The sequence below is a fragment of the Fictibacillus sp. NRS-1165 genome, from assembly GCF_050468105.1.
Taxonomy (GTDB): Bacteria; Bacillota; Bacilli; order Bacillales; family Fictibacillaceae; genus Fictibacillus_C; species Fictibacillus_C terrinigri.
Genome location: NZ_JBDPNU010000009.1, coordinates 1 through 16,605, shown reverse-complemented (window position 1 = coordinate 16,605; position 16,605 = coordinate 1). Strand labels below are relative to the sequence as shown.

Sequence of the window (16,605 nt, the reverse complement as noted above, 5' to 3'; positions counted from 1 at the left end):
TATGATAGGCTATAAGAAATAAAAGATTAGGAGTTTGTCTATGTGGATTCAGAAGGGAAATCGGATTGAGATTGAACGGCATGATGTTCTTTTTGAAGAGTGTCTTCGTTATTTAAACCGGAACCAAAATGAGCTGCTGCATGAAGTAGATATAGAAAATAAAGTCATTAGGAAAGCGGTACGCTGTGAAAAAGAAATTGTTTTGATCCAGCTGGAAGCCACAGATCAGCATCTTCTTTTATCATTTCCATTACATGTTCCTGATTCACGTTCAAAAGCCGAGATAGTTCATCACGTCATCGATTGGATGGACCTGGAACGCGATCTTGCCCCCTTCTATCAGTTGGCAAAACAGGATCATATCTTAAATCACATCGTACACGGACGGGAGGGGCTTCGGATGATTGGGGTACCTGACCTGTTTGAGGCTATGGCCTGGTCGATCATGGGACAGCAAGTCAGCCTTCATGTGGCTTATTTGCTTAAGAAGAGGCTTGTGGAACGCTATGGGGAATCTGTGGTTTGGGAAGGAAAAGAGTATTGGACGTTCCCTGAGCCTGGCATCATCGCCAAACTTACAAAAGAGGACTTGCTCTCCTTAAAGTTCACGAACCGAAAAGCAGAATATTTGCTTGGGGTTGCTGACATAATCGCCACAGGTCAATTAAAAAAAACGGCGTTGCAGCAAATGCCTCTGCCTGTGATGGAGAAATCATTGATTGCCATTCGCGGAATCGGGAGCTGGTCAGCAAATTACGTGATGATGAGATGTCTGCGCCACCCTGATGCTTTTCCTGCAGCCGATGTGGGTCTTCATAATGCTTTAAAGAAGGTTATCGGTTCCCATTCCAAGCCAAGCCTTTCAGAAATCATGGAATGGTCTGAAAAATGGACGGACTGGCGGGCCTACGCGACATTTTATTTATGGATGGAGCTGGCTGGCGGCTGAATGAACATGACAGCATTATGCATTGCTCACACTCGGCTCTAGAATCGTAAAGCGGTTGTTCACGGTATCCAGGTTTGCCTGGGCGCCGATCGGAATGGCCGCCTTATAATACCCATGCGCGGTTGTGACGTTAGTCATCAATGGTTTTCCAAGTGGAACCATATAGTTAGTAATGAGCTGATCATATGTTACTCCGTAAGCGGGTTCGCATCCTGTACATTCTCCCATCACAATGCCTGCACACTCCTCGAATGTCCCTGCTAGTTTTAAATGATCGATATAGCGGTAAACGGTGTTGATCGGTTCATGGGTTTCCTCGATTACTACAATTTTTCCGGCCATATCTATTTCATACGGAGTTCCTAATGTATCCACAAATGAAGTCAAATTGCCGCCAACAACTTCTCCTGTTACATTTCCCCTTACTCGGCTGATTTGTGGAATGCCAGGCGGATTCACAATTTGCCGTGGCGACTGGAACGTTGAAGTGGCCAGAAAGAACTGGTCATAGTTATATGCTGGTGTATTCAGATTAAAATCCAGAAGAAGAAGACTTTGCAAGGTCATTAAATCTGCATATTGATACAGCACATTCAGCAAGATCGTAATGTCGCTGTAGCCCGAGACGATTTTAGGGTTCTGCCGAATGACATCAAAATCAAGATAGGGCAAGGTCCCTGCAACTCCTACCCCTCCTCTAGTCGGAAGAATCATCTTCACGTTTTTGTTCGTAAACATCTCCATTAGATCGTCCGCCCGCTGTTGATCCGTTCCAGCTAAAAATCCAGTATTCGCATATACATTTCTTCCAAGGACAATATTAAATCCAAGATTTCTCAGTGTCGTTATACCTTCATTAATTCTCTGGGCCGAAAGAGGGCTCCCGAGTGTCACAATTCCGATGGTGTCACCTCTTTGCAGTATCGGTGGTTTAACAGCCATAAAATCATCCCTCCATCAGCACGGTTTCCCATCGAAATTCCATCATTTATGTATATTAAAGGGATCATTTTGCTATAACTGAATCTTTTTTATATCCTGCAAATGAATTTCTAAAAAGGAACAGGGAACAGAGCGGATACGTAGAAGTATATAAATATAACATCGTGCCGTTCCTGATTCCCAAAAAATAAGAAAGGGGAATTTGTATGAAAGAATATAAGGTTATTGAATCCAGCGGGCGGTTTACTTTCAGCCTGGAAACGTTAAAGGACCTAAACACTCCGTTATCCCGAGAGGAAGCCGAACAAATCAAAGAAAAGCTGGAAGAATGCGTCCCCTTCCAGCTCGAGGTTGTAAAAATTGATTCAACGAAAAAATGATGACCTGCCCATCGTATGGCAGGTTTTTTCATGTTAAAATGAAAGCCTCCTTCTTATGTTTTGTGTGATTATTTAAGATTTCTGTTTTTTCAAGTACAGCATAGATCGAGCACCAGGATCTCTTTGAAAAATAGATCGGTATGTTCTGTTTGTTAGCCTTTTTCTTAATTGCAGCTGAAAATTCATGATTAATAAAATCCGTTAGTACGAGATCTAAATTCACATGGCTGGGAATCTCCTTTTGAGACATTCTAGCTTTTCTTCCGCTCACATGAATGATTTCCTTTATCCCTTCATACTGCAGCTTCTTTGTAATTTTTCCAAGATGATCTCCGCCAACAATCATTAACGATGGCATAACAGCCTCTCCCTTCCCTAGCGGCGACAGGTTCATCCATGACAAGAAAATCTGGATTGAGTGCCATCGCTCTTGCGATGACGATCCTTTGCCTTTGGCCACCGGAAAATTCATGAGGATTCTCCAATCGCATCTTCAATCTTGATTGTTTTTTTCTTCCAGTAACATCTATTTTGTTTAAGCAAGTTTACTACAGTGCTTTATTTTGCTTTACTTTTCAAAGGGAGATACGTATTGGCTACCACTTCTCCAAACGAATGAAACGGGCGCTTCGCCTCCGTTTCTGGATGTGCGAGTGTAAGTCTTGGAAAGAGCAGTTCAGCCACTCGGTACGCTTCTTCAAGATGCGGATAGCCTGAAAAGATAAAGTGATCGATTCCAATATCCTGGTATTCTTTCATTCTCTGTGCAACCGTATCTGGACTTCCTACGAGCGCGGTTCCTGCCCCCCCTCGTACCAAGCCTATACCCGCCCAAAGGTTAGGACTGATTTCCAAGGAATCTCTTTTTCCGTTATGAAGAGCAGCCATCCGCTTCTGCCCGACTGAATCATATCTTGAGAACACCCTTTGTGAAGCGGCGATCGTTTCTTCATCCACATATTGAATCAGCGAATCTGCCGCAGCCCACGCCTCTTCTTCTGTTTCCCTGACAATCACATGAAGCCGGATTCCAAAGCTCACCTTCCGTCCCTGCTGAGCTGCCAGCATCCTGACCCTCTCGATCTTTTCTTTTACCTGTCCAGGCGGCTCTCCCCAGGTCAAATAAACGTCAATATGCTTGGCGGCTACTTCTAGCGCCGCATCAGAAGAACCGCCAAAATACAGCGGCGGATATGGCTCTTGCTCTGAAGGAAGGAGTATTTTTCCTTTTTCCACCTTCAGATGACCCCCCTCATAGTCAACCACTTCTCCGGCAAGCAGCCCCCTCCAGACCGTCAAAAATTCATCCGTCAGCTCATAGCGTTCAGTATGTGATAAGTGCAATCCGTCACCGGCAAGCTCTACTGGATCTCCCCCTGTCACCACATTGATCAATAACCTTCCATCAGAAAGACGGTCAAAGGTGGAAGCCATTCTTGCCGCTAGAGAGGGAGAGATCAATCCCGGACGTACCGCGATGAGGAATTTCATCTTTTTGGTGGCCTGAATTAAGGAAGATGCGGTCACCCACGCATCTTCGCATGAGTGTCCCGTCGGCAGGAGTGCCCCTTTAAAGCCAAGGCTATCTACCGCTTGCGCAATTTGGCGAAGATAGGAGAGCGTAATAGGCCTTCCTCCTTCTGATGTTCCCAAATACCGGCTGTCTCCATGTGTCGGCAAAAACCAATATACGTTCATGCCTTATTCCCCTTTCCCTCAGTGTCTCCCGCAATCTGAAGTTCTCCTTTTTCTAAGTCCTTGATGTACCAATCTTTCTTTACCTCATCGATCAGTTCATTCAGTGATACGATCAGCCGTTTCTCGATTTCCGGATCAAACGTAACGTCATGGCCATTGTTATGCTGCAGCTGCAGATCGATAAAGTAAATACCATTTAATATGTTCCTTGCTCCAATCGCATAAAGGACAGGCTTTAACGCATAATCGATGCTCAAGAGATGAGCGATGGTACCTCCCGTTGCGATGGGCAATATACTTTTTCCCGTTAGAATATCGCGTGGCAGCAGATCCAATAGTGACTTAAGGACCCCCGAATACGCTGCCTTATACACAGGAGTTCCGATAATGACGGCTTTTGCTTGCTTTATGCTCTTCTCAATTGCTTTCAGCTGTGGACTTTGAAAATTGCCAAGAACAAGATCTTCCGGCGGGACATCAAGTACAGAAAAAGATTCTGTTTCAAGTCCCCCTTTTTGAGCGAGCTCACTTAAATATTGAAGGACGATTCCTGTTCCCGAGGTTACCGATGGACTTCCCGATATGGTTACGATGTCTGCCAAAGTATATTCCCCCTTAAATGTTTTTTATAAAAAAGGTGTGCAGCGCTCTTGCCAAACCTCCTGTGCCGAAGGAAACGTGTGCTCCACGGCTTTCCTTTCCTTTCTTGCTTTGAACGTCGGCCAGGAATTCAAGGATGTACACTCTGCGATAGAGAATGTTTCTTACTCCCTGCTTTGCAAAATAGTTTTCAATCGTGTTGTACAATCCTTTATTCACTCCGTATCTTTCTTTGCAAAGGCCTGTGAACTCAAGATCAGTTAAATTAACAAGGTGCAGCTGTTCCTTCGTGATCGATGCAACAAAGTTTTTTGGGCGGTGCCATTCTCTTAAAGACGCTTCTGCCATGTTCATCCCTCCATCAAAATGTTTGCTGCTCACTCCTTCTCCAGAGCCTTCTCAACAAACCGGTTCTCTATCACTTTTGATGTATTGAGCTTTTTGTTGATGCCTCCGACTTTATACAGAAAATCAGCCTGATGCTGATGGGCTTTTGCGAACTCCTCTGTTGTCGGAGATAGGATTAAATCCGATCGCTTTAAGACCGTGCGGACAATTTCCGGATCCAGTTTCTCACGTTTGGCAATTTCATTTGTTACTTTATCCGGATGATGGATAAATTCTTGTCTGACTTTTTCATACGTTTTTAAGAAGACGACCGTTAAGTCAGGATGCTCCTTCGTAAACTGTGTTCTAGCCACGAGAAAGCTTGGCGCATTGATATTTAAGTTCTCTCCATCAGCGAGGGATTTTGCCCCTGTTTGATAGAGTGCAGTGGTTGCGTAAGGCTCCCAGGTCGACCAGGCATCAATGGAGCCGTTATCGAGGGCTGGCCTTGCTTCATCAGGCTGCAGCTGTACAATTTTTATATCTTTGTCGGTCAGACCTGCTTTTTCAAGAGCCATGTAGAGGAAATTGTAAGCACTGCTTCCTTTAGCCACGGCTATTTTTTTACCTTTTAAGTCCTTCAAATTTTTGATGCTGCTGCCCTTAGGAATGATGATGGAATTTCCTTTTTTTCCGTTGGTTGTCACCGCAATCGCTTTAAAGTCCACATCACCAGACTGCCCGGCAATAAGAGGCGTACCCCCAGTGGCACCGAAGTCCAGTCTTCCAGATGCCAGTGCCTCAAAGTGAGGAGGACCGCTTGAAAATTCGTTCCATTTTACTTTTACGCCTTCTTTCTCAAACGCTTTTTCAAAGTATTCCTTTTCACGGGCATAAGGCAGAACGCCGGTACTTCCCTGGACTCCGATATTGACCCTAACGTCACCTTTCTGCTCAGCGTTCGTGCTTTGTTCACTGCAGCCGGAAAGCAAAGCCATCAATAAAATCAATAGGAATACACCTGGCATGATTTTTCTCTTCGTTAATTGTGTCATCTGTTTTCTCCTCTCCTTATATGCAATCTACTACTAAACTTTTAATGTATATAGACCTGTGTTAGCCTCTGGCCTTTGAAGCTGGAAGTGAACCCTTAATGTATCTCCTTCATACTTTGTCCGGAATAACCCTCTGTGCTGTAATAGCGGAATAACATGATCGATGAAGTCGTCCGATCCCTCACTCAAGAGCTGAGGCATAATATTAAAGCCATCTGCTCCTTCGTTCTTAAACCATTTTTCAAGTTCATCGGCGATCTGCTCTGGAGCACCTGCGATGGTATAGTGCCCTCTCCCGCCGGCAAGACGAAGCAGAAGTTCCCTGATGGTCAAGTTCTCCCGTTGTGCCAGCTCCTGAATCAGCGGAGTCCGGATGCGGTGTCCGTCCGTTAACGGAAGCTCTGGAAGTGGTCCACCAGCGGATAAGCAGTACAATCGTAGCCTGTTCTGCTTTTTGTGCAAGTTTTTTAAAATAATTAAAATTCCAGTGTTTGATCCACGGTTGAGCTAGGATGCCCTCCACGAAGCTTCGTGGTGGCCCATTCCTGCCAAAAAGAGATTAAGATGGAGCTGCCTTTTGTTTTGAGCCATACCGAACACCTCCTTTTATGATTTTTCACCCGATAAAGCTGTCGCGCCATTTCAGAAGCCGTTTCTCAAAATAGCGGACCAGTGAATCGGATGCTTTACCGAACACCGCAAAAATGATAATTCCAACAAAAACAACCGACGTTTGAGAAAATTGCCGCGCATCCATAATAAGGTATCCGATGCCTTCACTTGATCCCATCAATTCGGCGGCGACCAAAGCCAGCCAGGCCGCTCCCAACGAAAGGCGCAGACCAAGAAGAATATTCGGCAATGCAGCCGGCAGAATGAGATTTGTAATCTGTTTCCATTTGCTGAACTCAAGGATCTTTGCTACATCAAACAGCTTAGAGTCCACCCCGCGGATCCCCAGGAACGCATTCACATATAGCGGGAAGAATGCCGATTTTGAAATCAGCAATATTTTTGAGAGTTCACCAAATCCGAACCAGAGTATGAACAATGGGATCACAGCCAGCGATGGAATGGTCCGCAGCATCTGTAAGGTCGGATCCAGGGTTTGCTCTGTTTTACTTGAAAATCCAACAACAAGCCCAGCCAAAAGCCCAAGCCCCCCTCCCAGCAGAAATCCTGTAATCGCCCGCAACAGACTGATCTTAAAATGGGTAAATAACTCTCCCGTGCGGATGAGATCTTTAAATGCAATGAAAATTTCACTCGGCCGAGGCAGCAAGGTGGCTGAAATCAGTCCATAGGCACCTGCAACCTCCCAGATGACAAGAATAAAAAACGGCAGTGCTAATCCTCTCACCCAATGGGAAAGGGGTGTTTTTTTTCGGTTTTTTGTTTTTACGGCGGACTCTTTTCTTCTCTGTTTTCGATCCAAGTTGGTTGTCGTTAATACTCCAGTCTGATCGCTCATCCTTTCATCTCCTTTGCTTCGTTTTTTATTGGACAGCTTCTGATTGTTCGTTTACTTCTACTTTTTCAAATTCACTCAATACCCGCTGCCGTATTTTTTGGAAGGCGGAATCCGTTTTTCGCCGGGGATGCGGCAGTTCGATCGGTATTACCTCCCGAATCGTGCCCGGCCGGGGATTCATAATAACAACTCGGCTGGCAAGATAGATCGCTTCATCAATATCATGTGTAACAAAGATCATCGTTGTCCGGTTCTTTTCCCAGATATCGAGGAGCACCTCCTGCATATGTGACCGTGTAAAGGCATCCAGGGCTCCAAATGGCTCATCTAAGAGGAGAACCTTAGGATTTCTAAGCAGGGCCCTTGCGATCGATACCCTTTGTGCCATTCCTCCTGACAGCTCTTTTGGATAAGCATTTTCAAATCCTTCCAATCGGACAAGCTTGATCAGTTCGCTTACTTTTTCTTTTGTTTCTTTTTCTTTCAAAGGCAAGTTTGCCGCAATATTTTTTTCAACAGTCAGCCACGGAAATAATCTTGGTTCCTGAAAAATAAATCCTTTATCGATGCTCGGCCCGGATACTTTTTGATTATCAAGCATCACAGCACCCTCATGCCTTGTATCCAAACCAGCAATTATCTTTAGCAGCGTGCTTTTTCCGCAGCCGCTCGGGCCGATCACCGTGATAAATTCACCTTTGTTCAGACTGAGATCTATACGTTCCAGTGCTTTCATCACGCTTTTCCCCGTTTGGAAACTTCGATCCAGTTTTCTAATTTGCAGTAAAGTCATTACCAATCTCCCTTTCTTCTTTACGATTCGGCAAAAGAAAAACAACCGGAAACCTCCTTATTTTAGGAAAGCCTCCGGTCGTCCGGTCGACGCAATATTTGAATGGCCGTGCTGCGAATAAAATTCCCCCTTTCAAATGAAAAAAGGTTCATGTACGAAAGAAAACCAAAGACCATGTCTGCAAATTTCAAGACACGGCCTTTGGTTTACCAATCAGCTGTACGATATTTTTTTACTCTTAAATAAAAAACCTCCCCTTACCTGTCATGGACGTGTAAGGGGAAGTGTATTGCATGTTCTTCCTTTCTTATCGTCCAAGCTGCTGCTTGTTGGATTTGGCACAGTTCTCTGAAAGAGTCCGCTGCCGAGGTTTCATGGGGCCAATTCCCTCCACCTCTCTTAATAAGAAAAAATTATGTAGGTTTAAATCATATAAACCCCATCGGATTAATTGTTATTAAAACAGGTATAGAATACAAAGTCAATAACATTTTTGAAAAATCTAAAAACAGCCGGGTCGCCGATACATTTTCAACCTTCTTACATAAAACGATTCAGCCTTCAACATACTAATTGTTGGGAGGTTGTTCGTTATGTTGCTTTCTTGGTTAACCGGTATATTGCTGGCTGTCCAGCCCCTCAATATACCAGACAGCATATCTTTAGTACATGAAGGGCAAACCATTGCGATCGTTGATCGAAAAGACTTCATGATCCCGCTGCCGGGTACGCCCGTTATCGACGGCGAGAAACTTGACTTGTTTACGGCAAAATTGGAGGGGCAGATCTACCGTCCGCCTCTAAACGCAAGGATCAATGAATCGGGAGGAATCACTTCTGAAAAAAAAGGATCCATGCTCTATAAAAAAGCGTTTAAAGAACGATTTTATATGAGTTTTTTCAGTAAGGGGCCTGTAAAACTTGAAATTCCTCAATTACCGGTCCATCCAAGAGTGGACAGCGAGCTTCTTGGAAATATTCGCACGAACCAACTTGCTCATTATGTTACCTATTTCAACCGTTCCAACGAATCCAGGAGCCATAATATTTCACTTGCTGCAAAAGCCATTGACAACCATGTCGTATTTCCTGGAGAAACCTTTTCCTTTAATGGTGTTGTAGGCAGACGAACATCGGATAAGGGGTACATGCGTGCTCCTGTTATCGTGCGGGGGGAGCTTTCGGAAGGAGTCGGCGGTGGAATTTGCCAAGTGTCCTCTACCCTTTTCAATGCAGTTGACCGGGCAGGACTTCATATCGTTCAGCGTTTTTCACACAGCAGGCTTGTCCCTTATGTACCGAAAGGGCGAGATGCGACCGTAAGCTGGTATGGCCCGGACTTCCGTTTTCAGAACCGTTTCAACCAGCCGATTCTTATACGAGCGAAAGCGTACGGAGGGAGCATGATGGTGATGATTTCGTCTTCTGACGTCATTCACGTGCCTCCAAAAAAAAGCACTAATATGCGGTAGGGAAGTAATTGTGTCAACATTGTTAACCATTGAGCAAACCCATTCCCATTTCATAATGGCGGTGTTAGAATAAACGAGGATTTGATCATCTTGGAGAGAAGTGATGACATGAAAAGTCTTCCGTTTTTCTATATGCTGTTCCTAATTAATGGATTGCTGCTTGCCGGTGGATTAGTCAGCCCGACTTACCTTGTTGTTGCCCGCTGGAGCATGGTTTTCTTTAATATCACAGCACTTGCTGCTCTCGTCTATTTCAAAGAACAAAGCAAGAGAAAAAGATGGAGCAAAGTTTCACCACGGGGCCGTGTATTATGGTGGGGAGCTTTCTTGTTCAATATCGTTTCTGCAGCAAATGAAGTGCTGCATTCAGGACTGTTTCAATAATTGGAAATTACAGCTCAGCATAATGCTGAGTTTTTTTATTTTTTCGGGTGAATTTGGATGTTTGTCCTAAAGCGAATCAGGCAAAAGAATGGAGAGCATGATAAGCACAAAAGGGAGTTGGCGAGTTGTTTGGTTTTACAGAGATATGGAAATTTTTCTTATCATTTTTTTTCATTCTGCCTGCCGTAACATTATTGCATGAATCCGGACATTACTTTTTCGCCAGAATCTTTGGAGAAAGGTCAGAATTCATGTCGGTACAGGAAATGTCATCAACAAGGTCGGCGCACTTCGTATCCGTAACCTTTTCTTTTACCAATTCACGTACTTTTCGTTTTAATACGTGTTCTTTTCCCTCATGCCTATGGAACAGGCGAACGGATACCCGAGTGATGGACTAGCGGCGCTTAATGCGATCAAAGGAATCAGTCTGGAAAATCAAAACTAAACAGCCCGCCTGCATGCAGACGAGCTGTTATTTATGTTCAAAATACTTATAAAATACGTCAGTATACGCTTTTGCTTCACACCCGTTTTTCTCAAACACCCGCTGCATTTTTTGGTTGGCCAGGTGCGTACTTCCGATATAATATTCCGCCCCCATCTCCTTTAAGAACGACAAAGATTGGCCATGCATTTTCGTTCCGCTCCCTTTAAACCGTTCTTGCGGAAGCACTCCGAAATAAAACAATCTGCCTTCATTTGAAGTACCTGGTTCAATATGAGGAATGGAGATCCCTTTTGGGCCCTTATTATCATAAAACACCCGGCAGGAATATTCCCATCCGCTGCCAAGTTCCTTTTTTACGGACTGTAAGTGTTGTTCCATCGTAAGTGATGAAGGAGTATTGTCCGAAAGCAGCATGCATTCCCTCCATATTTCGATGAACTCGGCTTCAGTCAGGGTTTCATCTTTCAAAGAGAGCCATTGAAACATAGAGGTTTGGTCTGTTAATCCGCTTAGATTCCGATATACATCTACCTTGGAAGAGTAATAAACAAATCCCCTGCGGATTAATTCATTTGCAAGGTTCTCATAATTTCTGCCATCCCGTAATAGTACAGCCTGAATCCGCTGAAGGCTCTGCTTCTTGGCTCTCAGTAAAATTTTTGACAGCCCCTGCTTCCACTCTTCGGGCTTAAGCCTGGGATCTGCCTGTTCAATTATGATATACTCAGGGCTTCCATCTAAAATTTTCATACCGGGTAAATATGGATTACACATAAAGGAACGCCTTTCCCCTTTGTAAACACTTCAAAGTTTCCGCGTTTCGTTCGTACCATCTTCGTTTCCCATTGTCTCATCCTTGCACCACCCTCCACATAATTATCTGGCCTTCCATTCAACATATACTCCATTTGATTTTTATTTCCTTGTCCAATATAAAAACAGCCGCCCGTGAGCGGCTGTTTCTCAGTGTGATTGTTTCGCAGGATCAGGGCTCCATCGCAGCAATTGGCCGGCGTGTGTGAGCCCCCCGCCGAATCCATACAGCAAAAGGATGTCCCCATCGTTCAGCTTTCCTTTTTTTATAGCCAGATCCATCGCTAGCGGAATAGAAACCGAGGAAGTATTTCCGCAGAACTCCACGCTGGTGAGCATTTTTTCTTCCGGAAACCCTGCTTTTTCACAAATCGACTCAATCATTCTCAAGTTAGCGCTATGAGGTACAAACCAATCCACATCATCCAGCTTCATGGCCGCTTGATCTATAAGTTTATGAATACCCTCAGGAATGGTGCGGACTGCCCATTTGTAGACTTCTCTCCCATTCTGGACCATCTTATCTGTCTTCTCCATCTCCCACCCCTTCATGCTGGTGGAAAAATTCGTTCGGTACACATGTCTTCCTCCATCTCCGTTCGTCCCATAATGGGCAGAAAGAAAACTGTGATGTTCCTCATCTCTTTCAATCAAAACAGCTGCGGCTCCATCACCAAAAAGGATGCAAGTAGATCGGTCCGTATAGTCTGTTGCTTTTGTCAGCGTTTCGGCTGCTACAACTAAAATTTTGTTATGGAGGCCGGAGGTGATCAAACTGTTTGCCATATGAAGGCCATATGTAAATCCAGCACAGGTAGCATTAAAATCGTAGGCGAGGGTATGAGGAATACCGAAAAAGTCTTGAATTTGGCAGGCTACACTTGGAAAAACAAAGTCAGGTGTGGTTGTAGAAACAAGTATGGCATCAACATCATCAAGTCCCTTGCTGTAGCGTTCGGTTAATTCTTGAACAGCCTTTATAGCCAATGTGGAGGCAAACTCATGCTCTCCTGCCACTCTTCTTTCCTTCATGCCGGTACGCTGTACAATCCATTCGTCGCTAGTATCGACGAGCTTCTGCAGATCTTCGTTTGTCAGGACTTTCTCCGGTACATACGTGCCGATCGCTGTCAGCCGTGCTTTTGATTTCATATTCAACCCCCCAAAAAATTATAGGTTAGTGTTATTACTAGGTACTAATTTATCAATAAGTTTACCACGAATCCCCAGGAAATCAATTAGTTTTCCCTGATAAATATTTTGTCGAACGATTAATATTCACTAAAGAGTTGTTTAGCACTAAAATAAATTTTAACGATAAATTATATTAAAATAGGGTAGGAGGAATTTTATGGAAAGCAGTTCGGCTCATGAAGTAAGGGTGAAAAAGAAGACATCGTTCGGAGAAATTTTTGCCAACCGGCAGTTTATATTTTTATGGATCGCAAGCATTTTTACGGGGCTGTCTTTTTCTGTCTATTTAATTTCAGAAACCTGGTTTGTCATTCGGGCTCTTGAAGCCCCAGCAAAACTGGGAATCATTATGATGCTCACCACTATTCCCCGCGTACTGCTCATGTCGATCGGCGGAGTTCTCGCTGATCGGATGAAGCGTTCTCATGTTATCTTCATTTCCAATCTGACAAGAGGCCTGCTCGTTCTAGGCCTAGTGCTTTTGATCATGAATGACAGCATGAACCTTTTTTTCCTTGGTTTATTTGCATTATGTTTTGGTGTTCTTGATGCTTTTTACTGGCCGGCTAATCAATCCATGCTTCCCGCCATCGTTGAAAAGGAGCATATCGTACGCTCCAACTCTCTCATGCAGACCACCAATCAGCTTTCTCTTTTAATTGGCCCAGTCATCGCCGGCTTTATCATTAAGTTTGGCTCATTTAGCGGTGTTTTCGGCTTTACTTCTTTCCTGCTGATCTGCAGCAGCATTCTTATCTCGCAGATCCGCTATCCTCAACAGCAACCCGAAAAAAAGAAAAAAAGAGAATCAGCATTCCAGCAATTAAAGGAAGGGGTTGTCTACGTCAAAAGCGTGCCCTACCTGCTCATCACGATGGCTACTTCTATTTTTGTCAACCTCCTCTTGGTTGGTCCACTGAACATCGGATTGCCCTTAATGGTAGACCAATATCTAAAAGGAGATGTTTTGTCGTTAAGCTATCTGGAAAGCTCGCTTGCAGGCGGCATGGTTGCTGGAGCTTTGCTGACTGGGGCATTGAACATAAAAAGAAAACGTCCGGTCATCAGCCTTTCTCTGATCGCCTTTCTATCCGTCTTTAATATTTTTTTAAGCCAAATGACCGCCCTTTGGCATGGAATCTTGCTTCTCTCGATGGCTGGCGTATGCTTATCGATTTCCAATATTATTTCTCCCTCACTAGTTCAGGAGATGACGGATACACACATGATGGGCAGGGTGCAAAGCCTGATGGCTACAGCTTCTATGGGTTTTGTCCCACTCTCCTTTGCTTTTGTATCCTCTTTGCTTTCCGTAGGAATTCCGATTGACAGGATTATCCTTGTTTCGAGCTTGGCCCTCACTATATTTGTGGGTGTTGTTCTTTGGAGAAGCAAAGTAATCCGATCGCTGGATTAATGACACAAATGAGCATCACGTTCCCCCTTAATAATGTGGTATTCTGTTTAGTAAAGATAATGTTTAGGTGGGATGCCACGTGGCTCAATGGAAAACACAATCGATTGATTTAATGAAGATCTTCTCAGATCCCAGACGAATCAGGATTCTTCACCTCGCTTCCGAGCAGCCCGTAACGGTAAAACAGCTCGCCGGTGAACTGAACGAGCACCCTTCCAGGCTGTATTATCACGTGAAAAAGCTGCAAGACGCAGATCTTCTGGAAGTGGCGAAAACAAAACAGCTGGGTAATCTTGTGGAGAAATATTATCAAACCGTTAACATGGAAGGTGTGCTGTATAGAGGTGATCTCCAGGCACAGGCCGAACAGCCGGAAGTCGCACTTTCACTTACCTATCAATTAATCGAACCAGCGTTAAAGCTGTATGAAAAATCGCTAGCGAAGGTGAGAGAAGAAAAAGAGCTGGGGATTGAACTGAGTGAGCTCCCCTATCATGTAACGATCAATTCCTCGAGCGACCGCATGACAGCAAAAGAATGGCAGGAATCCTTTCCTCCCATCATGAAGGCATTGGGAAAAAAAGAGAAAAAAGATTTCGACTGGCCGGAACGCCCTGGAAAAAAGCTCTTGTCCGAAGAAGAAGCTAACAAAGTCGGCACGTATCAATATGTCTTGATCAGTTATCGGATTGAAGATGCCGAGGAGCTTGGAATCGTGACAGGGAACGAAGAGGAGAAATAAAAAGAGCTGCCACCCGCATTCGCAGGAGGCAGCTCTTTAAAGCCGTATTTAATTACTATCAAGCCTGTGAAGTCAATGGAGGCTTCGCGTTGCAGGGCCATTCCACTCCTTGTTTCGTCTGTAAAAGAGAACATTGCCATCGGCGCAAGGAACAGACTGATCACCATTGGAGTTAAGTTCCATAGTTGTATTGTAATCCCAATTAGTCTTGCTCCCTTATCTCCTTCAGCCATGAGTAATTACTAAAATAAACTCTATCCATATCGCGATAGAGTTTATTAGTCTTTTTTGTTTTTATCTTTAATAATAGCTGGTTTAAATAGACCGGCGCCATCTCCATAGTATTCCGGAACATCTTGCGGCAAATACAAATCTCCAAGCTTCACATCGCTTTCAATCGCTTCTTTTTCAGAAGAAAACGGTACAACAACCTGTACATGTACTTTTAGATGAACATATACCTCAATATACGTATTGTTAATGCCAATATTTTTTGTCTTCGTTTTAAGCTCAGAATCTACATTACCCACTATGCTCATTTCGACCGGAATGGGCGGACCAACATCGGACAGCAAAGAATTATTAAACGCAGCACCTAGAGGGATCTGATAGACTACTGAATTTAGACGGTTGCCGAACCTGTCTTTTTTGGTATGCTGCTGACTCTTAATTTCATCATGGATACTCTCGGTCATCTTCCCCAATATTTGATTAAACATCTGGTAATTCAAAGTATAAGCCGGGCGCTGTCCTTCCTCCTTGTTTGTGATGATCAGTTTATTCATATCAATTTGATCTCTGGTTTTAAGGATGGCATCGTTAATCGCTTCATCACCAATATTGTGAACTTCCGAACGGGCGATATTTTTAAGAATGGGCTGTATTTTATGGTCAACTAACCAAAAGGCAAAAATAGTCATACCGAGGAGCATGATCAACGAGTATAACAGCACACGTTTAAACGGCAGAGGTCCTTTACGCAGTTTCATTCGATGGCCAAACATCATACACCTCCTTCTTTATACGTACGTCCGGAAGAAAGTATTTATTCCTTGTACGCTAAGCGCTTCAGTATTGCCCAAAAAAGAAAAACGTGCCTGATTCGGGCACGTTTTCTTTGAAGGAAAGCTTATAAGGATATTTTTAGACGAAGGTACATTTAATTCGCATATAACCGATACGTATCTGTTAATTTTTCACCATTACCATAGATATACGCTTTGGATGGCGCGTAGAAATTAGAGCTATCGTATTTCCAATGAATTCTTAGGGCCATGTATCCACCGGCTCCATAGGTGTTCGTTCCTCTCTTTTCAATGAATTTGGAAAAACTGTCCCATGTCCGAGGACCCACTACGCCATCCGCGGCAAGGTGGTGTGTTTTCTGATATTTTTTAACAGCATCTTCCGTTTTTGGACCAAAGATTCCATCGGAGTCGATGACTGACGAATCAGTATAAAATCTGAGAACATTGATAATATACTGCACGTTCTTAACTTCCACGCCCCGTGCATCCTTGCGCAGGATTGAATTCTTATCCCAGTCCGCTGGGTGATGGAAGCCAGGTGCTGAGGCTGATGCTGTTGAAAAGGAGATCCCCCATGCCATGAGGACCACTGCCAAACTGGTAACGATTTTTTTCATTTTTACCAACTTCCTTTTTGTATGGATTTAATACCCTTTACAAATTTCCCCTCAGCCTGAAGATTCCCCCTCTTTGTAAAATTAATCCTTTCTTTCTTGAGGCCAATGCCCTGTTTTTGACCTGTATCTTAAGAATCAGTGTCCAACCACTGTTAGTCAGAATAGGATAGTTTGTACGTAAATAAGGAGGTTTCTGGATGAACCATTATTGCAAAAGAATGTATCCCCAATTCCCGGGCATGTTCCCCGGGATGCCTGGCGGACAGCAGCAG

At 44.0% G+C, this 16,605-nt stretch carries 19 protein-coding genes, 1 pseudogene and 1 riboswitch; of the genes and pseudogenes, 6 read left to right on the top strand and 14 right to left on the bottom strand.

Going from position 1 to position 16,605, the window contains the following annotated elements; translation table 11 throughout:
- Positions 1 to 40: 40 nt before the first annotated feature.
- Positions 41 to 949 (top strand): DNA-3-methyladenine glycosylase family protein, encoded by a 909-nt coding sequence (locus ABHN01_RS02830; protein WP_429874299.1) that lies wholly within the window; start codon positions 41 to 43, stop codon positions 947 to 949.
- Positions 950 to 964: 15 nt separating this feature from the next.
- On the opposite strand, the gene ABHN01_RS02825 is transcribed toward ABHN01_RS02830, so the two are convergent.
- On the bottom strand, positions 965 to 1,891 hold the full coding sequence (locus tag ABHN01_RS02825; RefSeq protein ID WP_429874298.1) for a S66 peptidase family protein: 927 nt from the start codon (positions 1,889 to 1,891) through the stop codon (positions 965 to 967).
- A 206-nt stretch (positions 1,892 to 2,097) separates the two neighbouring features.
- On the opposite strand from ABHN01_RS02825, the gene ABHN01_RS02820 reads away from it, so the two are divergent.
- Positions 2,098 to 2,271 (top strand): hypothetical protein, encoded by a 174-nt coding sequence (locus tag ABHN01_RS02820; protein WP_429874297.1) that lies wholly within the window; start codon positions 2,098 to 2,100, stop codon positions 2,269 to 2,271.
- A 28-nt stretch (positions 2,272 to 2,299) separates the two neighbouring features.
- Here ABHN01_RS02820 and ABHN01_RS02815 read toward each other — a convergent pair whose 3' ends face one another.
- From ABHN01_RS02815 to ABHN01_RS02775, 9 genes and pseudogenes are all read right to left on the bottom strand, one after another.
- The gene (locus ABHN01_RS02815; RefSeq protein ID WP_429874369.1) at positions 2,300 to 2,617 is read right to left on the bottom strand and encodes a DUF2325 domain-containing protein; all 318 of its coding nucleotides are present in this window, start codon (positions 2,615 to 2,617) and stop codon (positions 2,300 to 2,302) included.
- 31 nt (positions 2,618 to 2,648) lie between these two features.
- Positions 2,649 to 2,747: pseudogene (locus tag ABHN01_RS02810) on the bottom strand (ATP-binding cassette domain-containing protein); the annotation flags it as partial.
- Between the two features lie 82 nt (positions 2,748 to 2,829).
- Positions 2,830 to 3,969 (bottom strand): FMNH2-dependent alkanesulfonate monooxygenase, encoded by a 1,140-nt coding sequence (gene ssuD / locus ABHN01_RS02805; RefSeq protein WP_429874296.1) that lies wholly within the window; start codon positions 3,967 to 3,969, stop codon positions 2,830 to 2,832.
- Positions 3,966 to 4,571, bottom strand: coding sequence for an NADPH-dependent FMN reductase (ssuE, locus tag ABHN01_RS02800; RefSeq protein ID WP_429874295.1), 606 nt, complete (start codon positions 4,569 to 4,571; stop codon positions 3,966 to 3,968). The genes ssuD and ssuE overlap by 4 nt, the downstream gene beginning before the upstream one ends.
- 13 nt (positions 4,572 to 4,584) lie before the next feature.
- Complete coding sequence (locus ABHN01_RS02795) at positions 4,585 to 4,917, bottom strand: hypothetical protein (RefSeq protein ID WP_429874294.1); 333 nt, start codon at positions 4,915 to 4,917, stop codon at positions 4,585 to 4,587.
- 29 nt (positions 4,918 to 4,946) lie between these two features.
- On the bottom strand, positions 4,947 to 5,951 hold the full coding sequence (locus ABHN01_RS02790) for an aliphatic sulfonate ABC transporter substrate-binding protein (protein ID WP_429874293.1): 1,005 nt from the start codon (positions 5,949 to 5,951) through the stop codon (positions 4,947 to 4,949).
- Positions 5,952 to 5,984: 33 nt separating this feature from the next.
- On the bottom strand, positions 5,985 to 6,386 hold the full coding sequence (locus ABHN01_RS02785; RefSeq protein ID WP_429874292.1) for a hypothetical protein: 402 nt from the start codon (positions 6,384 to 6,386) through the stop codon (positions 5,985 to 5,987).
- 181 nt (positions 6,387 to 6,567) lie between these two features.
- Positions 6,568 to 7,422: an ABC transporter permease gene (locus ABHN01_RS02780; protein ID WP_429874291.1), complete on the bottom strand. Its 855-nt coding sequence runs from the start codon at positions 7,420 to 7,422 to the stop codon at positions 6,568 to 6,570.
- Between the two features lie 25 nt (positions 7,423 to 7,447).
- On the bottom strand, positions 7,448 to 8,215 hold the full coding sequence (locus ABHN01_RS02775) for an ABC transporter ATP-binding protein (protein WP_429874290.1): 768 nt from the start codon (positions 8,213 to 8,215) through the stop codon (positions 7,448 to 7,450).
- 304 nt (positions 8,216 to 8,519) lie between these two features.
- Positions 8,520 to 8,624: riboswitch (SAM riboswitch) on the bottom strand.
- A 184-nt stretch (positions 8,625 to 8,808) separates the two neighbouring features.
- Here ABHN01_RS02775 and ABHN01_RS02770 point away from each other — a divergent pair.
- A complete protein-coding gene (locus ABHN01_RS02770; protein ID WP_290400309.1) occupies positions 8,809 to 9,687 on the top strand; it encodes a VanW family protein in 879 nt (292 codons plus the stop codon).
- A gap of 90 nt (positions 9,688 to 9,777) precedes the next feature.
- Complete coding sequence (locus ABHN01_RS02765; protein WP_429874289.1) at positions 9,778 to 10,071, top strand: hypothetical protein; 294 nt, start codon at positions 9,778 to 9,780, stop codon at positions 10,069 to 10,071.
- 475 nt (positions 10,072 to 10,546) lie between these two features.
- Here the strand turns inward: ABHN01_RS02765 and ABHN01_RS02760 are convergent, their stop codons facing one another.
- Positions 10,547 to 11,296: a GNAT family N-acetyltransferase gene (locus ABHN01_RS02760; protein ID WP_429874288.1), complete on the bottom strand. Its 750-nt coding sequence runs from the start codon at positions 11,294 to 11,296 to the stop codon at positions 10,547 to 10,549.
- 189 nt (positions 11,297 to 11,485) lie between these two features.
- Positions 11,486 to 12,487, bottom strand: a complete 1,002-nt coding sequence (locus ABHN01_RS02755; RefSeq protein ID WP_429874287.1) for a ketoacyl-ACP synthase III — start codon at positions 12,485 to 12,487, stop codon at positions 11,486 to 11,488.
- 199 nt (positions 12,488 to 12,686) lie between these two features.
- Here ABHN01_RS02755 and ABHN01_RS02750 point away from each other — a divergent pair, with 199 nt between their 5' ends.
- Both ABHN01_RS02750 and ABHN01_RS02745 read left to right on the top strand, forming a co-directional pair.
- Positions 12,687 to 13,946: an MFS transporter gene (locus tag ABHN01_RS02750; protein ID WP_429874286.1), complete on the top strand. Its 1,260-nt coding sequence runs from the start codon at positions 12,687 to 12,689 to the stop codon at positions 13,944 to 13,946.
- Between the two features lie 79 nt (positions 13,947 to 14,025).
- Complete coding sequence (locus tag ABHN01_RS02745; RefSeq protein WP_429874285.1) at positions 14,026 to 14,688, top strand: helix-turn-helix domain-containing protein; 663 nt, start codon at positions 14,026 to 14,028, stop codon at positions 14,686 to 14,688.
- A 278-nt stretch (positions 14,689 to 14,966) separates the two neighbouring features.
- Here ABHN01_RS02745 and yunB read toward each other — a convergent pair whose 3' ends face one another.
- Both yunB and ABHN01_RS02735 read right to left on the bottom strand, forming a co-directional pair.
- Positions 14,967 to 15,692: a sporulation protein YunB gene (yunB, locus tag ABHN01_RS02740; RefSeq protein ID WP_429874284.1), complete on the bottom strand. Its 726-nt coding sequence runs from the start codon at positions 15,690 to 15,692 to the stop codon at positions 14,967 to 14,969.
- 155 nt (positions 15,693 to 15,847) lie between these two features.
- Entirely contained in the window at positions 15,848 to 16,333 is a 486-nt protein-coding gene (locus ABHN01_RS02735) for a peptidoglycan-binding domain-containing protein (protein ID WP_429874283.1), read from the bottom strand.
- Between the last annotated feature and the right edge of the window lie 272 nt (positions 16,334 to 16,605).

Excerpts from the sequence above, each read along its gene's own strand:
- ABHN01_RS02755 (WP_429874287.1), bottom strand. The coding sequence starts at position 12,487 with ATGAAATCAAAAGCACGGCTGACAGCGATCGGCACGTATGTACCGGAG.
- ABHN01_RS02795 (WP_429874294.1), bottom strand. The coding sequence starts at position 4,917 with ATGGCAGAAGCGTCTTTAAGAGAATGGCACCGCCCAAAAAACTTTGTT.
- ABHN01_RS02830 (WP_429874299.1), top strand. The coding sequence starts at position 41 with ATGTGGATTCAGAAGGGAAATCGGATTGAGATTGAACGGCATGATGTT.
- ABHN01_RS02825 (WP_429874298.1), bottom strand. The coding sequence starts at position 1,891 with ATGGCTGTTAAACCACCGATACTGCAAAGAGGTGACACCATCGGAATT.
- ABHN01_RS02775 (WP_429874290.1), bottom strand. The coding sequence starts at position 8,215 with ATGACTTTACTGCAAATTAGAAAACTGGATCGAAGTTTCCAAACGGGG.
- ABHN01_RS02735 (WP_429874283.1), bottom strand. The coding sequence starts at position 16,333 with ATGAAAAAAATCGTTACCAGTTTGGCAGTGGTCCTCATGGCATGGGGG.
- yunB (WP_429874284.1), bottom strand. The coding sequence starts at position 15,692 with ATGTTTGGCCATCGAATGAAACTGCGTAAAGGACCTCTGCCGTTTAAA.
- ABHN01_RS02750 (WP_429874286.1), top strand. The coding sequence starts at position 12,687 with ATGGAAAGCAGTTCGGCTCATGAAGTAAGGGTGAAAAAGAAGACATCG.
- ABHN01_RS02760 (WP_429874288.1), bottom strand. The coding sequence starts at position 11,296 with ATGTGTAATCCATATTTACCCGGTATGAAAATTTTAGATGGAAGCCCT.
- ABHN01_RS02780 (WP_429874291.1), bottom strand. The coding sequence starts at position 7,422 with ATGAGCGATCAGACTGGAGTATTAACGACAACCAACTTGGATCGAAAA.
- ssuD (WP_429874296.1), bottom strand. The coding sequence starts at position 3,969 with ATGAACGTATATTGGTTTTTGCCGACACATGGAGACAGCCGGTATTTG.
- ABHN01_RS02790 (WP_429874293.1), bottom strand. The coding sequence starts at position 5,951 with ATGACACAATTAACGAAGAGAAAAATCATGCCAGGTGTATTCCTATTG.
- ABHN01_RS02815 (WP_429874369.1), bottom strand. The coding sequence starts at position 2,617 with ATGATTGTTGGCGGAGATCATCTTGGAAAAATTACAAAGAAGCTGCAG.
- ABHN01_RS02770 (WP_290400309.1), top strand. The coding sequence starts at position 8,809 with ATGTTGCTTTCTTGGTTAACCGGTATATTGCTGGCTGTCCAGCCCCTC.
- ABHN01_RS02820 (WP_429874297.1), top strand. The coding sequence starts at position 2,098 with ATGAAAGAATATAAGGTTATTGAATCCAGCGGGCGGTTTACTTTCAGC.